We start from the raw sequence: 517 nt of genomic DNA, 5'->3' as shown, positions 1-517 counted from the left end.
CCACTGAATGCGTTCAGCCCGACAACAACAAAGCCAGTAAAAACTGACCCCGTTAGCAGAAAGCTGACAATATTTCCGCCATAGAGCTGAATTCCCTCGAAGGTATTACCCTGTTGCAGGAAATGTCCCATCAAGAAAAACTGGACGAGAGCGACTGTCGAGGATAGCGCACCCAAGGCGAGCGAGGTACGATAGCTGCGCTGCTCCCAGTACAGGCGCAGCAAATGAGCGCCAAACTGGCGGGCCAAGGTCAGCGTCCACGTCATTGCGCTATCACCTTCAGTCTGTCGTTCTCTGTCGGAGAGCCTGCGCAGGCGGGACTGGACCACTCGCCGACGTGAATCGAGGTCGGTTCAATGCCCGCTGCTACTAGCTCCCCCACGAACGTCGATAACTCGACTGAGGACGGGATATGCAATGAAACGTGGCTATCCTCACGGCGCGTCTGATATCGTCGCTCGATTCCGCTGATTGCGGCGTGATCGAAGATCCCTTTTATGCGGATCCATCGCATGCT

General features: G+C 55.5%; 1 protein-coding gene. It reads right to left on the bottom strand.

Translation table 11 applies throughout. From position 1 onward, the window contains the following. A partial coding sequence (locus FVA95_RS29340) for a hypothetical protein (protein ID WP_205016047.1) occupies positions 1-266 on the bottom strand: 266 nt, incomplete at its 3' end. Positions 267-517 lie beyond the last annotated feature (251 nt).

The sequence above is a fragment of the Pseudonocardia sp. EV170527-09 genome, from assembly GCF_008369905.1.
In the GTDB taxonomy this organism is placed as follows: Bacteria; Actinomycetota; Actinomycetes; order Mycobacteriales; family Pseudonocardiaceae; genus Pseudonocardia.
The sequence above is the reverse complement of the archived record's forward strand: the minus strand, read 5'-3'. Positions and strand labels throughout refer to the sequence as shown.